At 72.3% G+C, this 3,591-nt stretch carries 4 protein-coding genes; 2 read left to right on the top strand and 2 right to left on the bottom strand.

The features are described 5' to 3' along the window. Nucleotides 1–631: uroporphyrinogen-III C-methyltransferase (gene cobA / locus G6017_RS12640; RefSeq protein WP_182617665.1), on the top strand; the 631-nt coding region annotated here is incomplete at its 5' end. Nucleotides 632–722: 91 nt separating this feature from the next. Here cobA and G6017_RS12635 read toward each other — a convergent pair. Next, a complete protein-coding gene (locus tag G6017_RS12635; RefSeq protein ID WP_182617663.1) occupies nt 723–1,472 on the bottom strand; it encodes a YaaA family protein in 750 nt (249 codons plus the stop codon). A gap of 58 nt (nt 1,473–1,530) precedes the next feature. Here G6017_RS12635 and G6017_RS12630 point away from each other — a divergent pair, with 58 nt between their 5' ends. After that, a complete protein-coding gene (locus G6017_RS12630) occupies nt 1,531–3,282 on the top strand; it encodes a proline--tRNA ligase (RefSeq protein ID WP_182617661.1) in 1,752 nt (583 codons plus the stop codon). 4 nt (nt 3,283–3,286) lie between these two features. Here the strand turns inward: G6017_RS12630 and G6017_RS12625 are convergent. After that, nucleotides 3,287–3,591 (bottom strand): DUF4439 domain-containing protein (locus tag G6017_RS12625; protein WP_182617659.1); only part of this gene is annotated, 305 nt, incomplete at its 5' end.

Below are 3,591 nucleotides of genomic sequence, written 5' to 3'. Positions count from 1 at the left end.
CGCCCCGCAGCGGCCGCTGGGGGAGCTGCGTTCGGACGTCGAGATCGTCGACGCGGCCAAGATCCCGTACGGGCGCTCGATGGCCCAGGACGCCATCAACCGGGTCCTCGTGGACCGCGCGAGGGAGGGCAAGTTCGTCGTCCGACTCAAGGGCGGCGACCCGTTCCTCTACGGGCGGGGATACGAGGAGGCCCACGCCTGCGCCGAGGCCGGGATCCCCTGCACCGTCGTCCCCGGGGTGTCCAGCGCGCTCAGCGTTCCCGCGCTCGCGGGGATCCCCGTGAGCAACCGCGGCATGACCCACGAGGTCACCATCGTCTCGGGTCACCTCCCGCCGGGGCACCCGGGCTCCCTGGTCGACTGGGAGGCCCTGGCCCGGATGCGGGGGACGCTGGTCGTGCTGATGGGCGTCAAGAACTCCCCGGCCATCGCCGACTCGCTCATGGCCGGTGGCCGATCGCCGGACACCCCCGCCGCGATCATCGTGGACGGCAGCCTCGACGGTCAGGTCACCCACCGGTGCACGGTCGGCACCATGGCCACCACGCTCACCGACCGCGGGGTCCGGCCGCCGGCGATAGTGGTTGTCGGCGAGGTCGCCGGACTCCCGCAGGTGCTGACCCGGGCCTGAATCCCGCCCTCGCGGTCCCGGGTCCTCTACTCGGGGCCCCGGGTCCTGTCCTCGGGGGCCCGGGTCCTGACCACAGGGGCCCGCGTCCCCCTCAGGGGCCGGTCACCATCGTCAGGGTGGAGGGCGAGCTGTGTTCGAGGGTGTGCCCCGCCCGGCGGGCCACCCGCAGGAGCGCCTGGACGTCCGCCATCTCCGCCCGTGAGGTCGCCAGCGTCCTGGCGAGCAGCCCCTTGTGGTGCTTGGAGAAGTGGGACACCACCTTGCGGGTGCCGTCCGGGTACTCCGTGACGACGTCGACGGTGACGGCCCCCGGGACCGGCCCCAACTGGTGGTAGCCGCCCGAGCGGAGGTCGACCACGAGGTCGTCGGCCCAGCCCGAGGTGGCGTCGGTGAGCGAGGGTTTCCACACCGCGCGGAGCGTTCCGAGTCCGGGCAGTCGCGTCCCCGCGGAGAGTCGGTAGTGGGGGATGGGGTCGTCGGCGGCGATCAGTCCGAAGAGCGCCGACCCGATCCACAGCCGCGATTCGGCGCGCGCCCGGGTGGCCCGGGTGAAGGAGGCCTGGTCCAACGCGTCGTAGAGCACTCCGGTGTACCGGCTCAGTGCCGGGGCGGTGGGGGAGGTCCACAGGCGTGCGTCGTGCGTCACCTCGTCGGCGAGCGCGTCGCTCAGGCCCAGCGCGCGTCGCGCACCCTCCGGGTCGTCGACACACATCGAGACCAGCGCCCCGGCCACCGTCTCCCGGGTGTCGGAGAGCGCGGGAAGGGACAGCGCGGCCAGATCGAGGGGGCCACCCGACCCGCCGACGGACTTGGTCTCGGAGGGCGAGAGGAGGATGCGCACCCGGCTGAGGCTACCGTCGCTCCGGTGGCGGGTCCCCGGGCGGCTACGCTTGACCACCGTGATCACGCGTCTGTCCCACCTCTTCCTGCGTACGCTCCGCGACGACCCGGCCGATGCCGAGGTCCTGAGCCACAAACTGCTGGTCCGTGCCGGCTACGTCCGGCGCGTCGCGCCCGGCGTGTACTCGTGGCTGCCGCTCGGCCTGCGCACCCTCCGGCGGATCGAGCAGGTGGTGCGAGAGGAGATGAACGCCTCCGGCGCCCAGGAGATCAGCCTGCCCGCGCTCCTGCCCCGCGAGCCCTACGAGACGACGGGCCGGTGGACCGAGTACGGATCTGCGTTGTTCCGTCTCAAGGACCGCAAGGGCAACGACATGCTCCTCGGCCCCACCCACGAGGAGCTGTTCACACTCACGGTGCAGGGCGAGTACTCCTCGTACAAGGACCTGCCCGTCACCCTGTACCAGATCCAGTCCAAGTACCGGGACGAGGAGCGGCCCCGTGCCGGGATCCTCCGGGGCCGCGAGTTCACCATGAAGGACTCCTACTCCTTCGACCTCGACGACGCCGGTCTCGCACGCTCGTACCAGGTGCACCGGGAGACCTACCAGCGCATCTTCGACCGCCTGGGCATCGAGTACGTGATCTGCGCCGCCACCTCGGGAGCGATGGGCGGATCGGCGTCCGAGGAGTTCCTCGCGATCTCCGCGGCGGGGGAGGACACCTTCGTCCGGTCGACGGACGGGGAGTACGCGGCCAACGTCGAGGCCGTGGTGACCCCGGTACCGCCCGCCCGTCCGCTCGAGGGACTCCCCGAGCCCGTGGTCCACGACACCCCCGGGACGCCGACGATCGAGACCCTGGTCGAGTGGGCCAACGGAGCGGGCCTCGGGCGACGGGTCACGGCGGCGGACACTCTCAAGAACGTGTTGTTCAAGGTCCGTGAGCCCGGGAAGGACTGGGAGCTGCTGGGCGTGGGGCTGCCCGGGGACCGCGAGGTCGACATGAAGCGCGTCGAGGCGGCGCTCGAGCCCGCCGAGGTGGCCGTGCTGGGCGAGGACGACTTCACGGCCAACCCGTTCCTCGTCAAGGGGTACATCGGTCCCGGGGCCCTGCTCGCGGGCGGGGTCCGGTACCTGGTGGACCCGAGGGTGGTCGACGGGACCGCCTGGATCACCGGGGCCGACGAGCCGGGCAGACACGTCGTGGGCCTGGTCTGTGGCCGCGACTTCACCCCCGACGGCACGATCGAGGCCGCCGAGGTCAGGGAGGGCGACGAGGCCCCCGACGGCCACGGCACACTCACCCTCGCGCGAGGGATCGAGATCGGTCACATCTTCCAGCTCGGCCGGAAGTACACCGACGCCTTCGGGTTCGACGTCCTCGGCGAGAACGGCAAGCCCGCCCGGGTGACGATGGGGTCCTACGGCATCGGGGTGTCCCGGCTCGTCGCGGTGCTGGCCGAGCAGTACGCCGACGAGAAGGGCCTGGTGTGGCCGGCGGCCGCGGCTCCGGCCGACGTCCACGTGGTGATAGCCAACAAGGACGAGGCGGCGACCAGCGGAGCCGCGACGCTCGTCGAGGCTCTCGACCGGGCCCGCCTCGAGGTGCTCTTCGACGATCGCAAGGCCTCGCCGGGGGTGAAGTTCAAGGACGCCGAGTTGATCGGCGTCCCGTGGGTCGTCGTCGTGGGTCGGGGATGGTCGGAGGGGACGGTGGAGCTGCGCGAGCGCGCCACCGGGGAGATCACCCAGGTGCCGGTGGACGGAGCCGCGGACGAGATCCTCCGGCTCATCGGGGCCGGGCGCTAGTCCGTCAGGACGGGGGAGGGAACCCGGGCAGCGCCTCGAACGGCGCACCCGGCACCAGCGTCCGCCAGCGCTCCAGTTGGATCGAGGCGGCCGTGAGGGCGTCGAGGCAGAACCTCCGGATCTCCGTCGACCGCGCCGCCGCGATCTCCGTCCGCCACGCCACGCAGCAGTCCGACTCCAGCCGGATGGCCAGGAGCACGGGCGAGCTCGGGGTGTCGGGGGCCGTCAGATAGCCGACAGGCGCGGGAGGGGAGCCGGGCCACAGGGCCTCCGCGGCGTCCCTGCGGGCGCGGTGGGCGGCGAGCTCCC

Origin of the sequence: Dietzia sp. B44 (assembly GCF_014145245.1) — a bacterium.
GTDB classification, from domain to species: domain Bacteria; phylum Actinomycetota; class Actinomycetes; order Mycobacteriales; family Mycobacteriaceae; genus Dietzia; species Dietzia natronolimnaea.
Note: the sequence above shows the minus strand (reverse complement) of the source record. Positions and strands in the feature narration are given on the sequence as shown.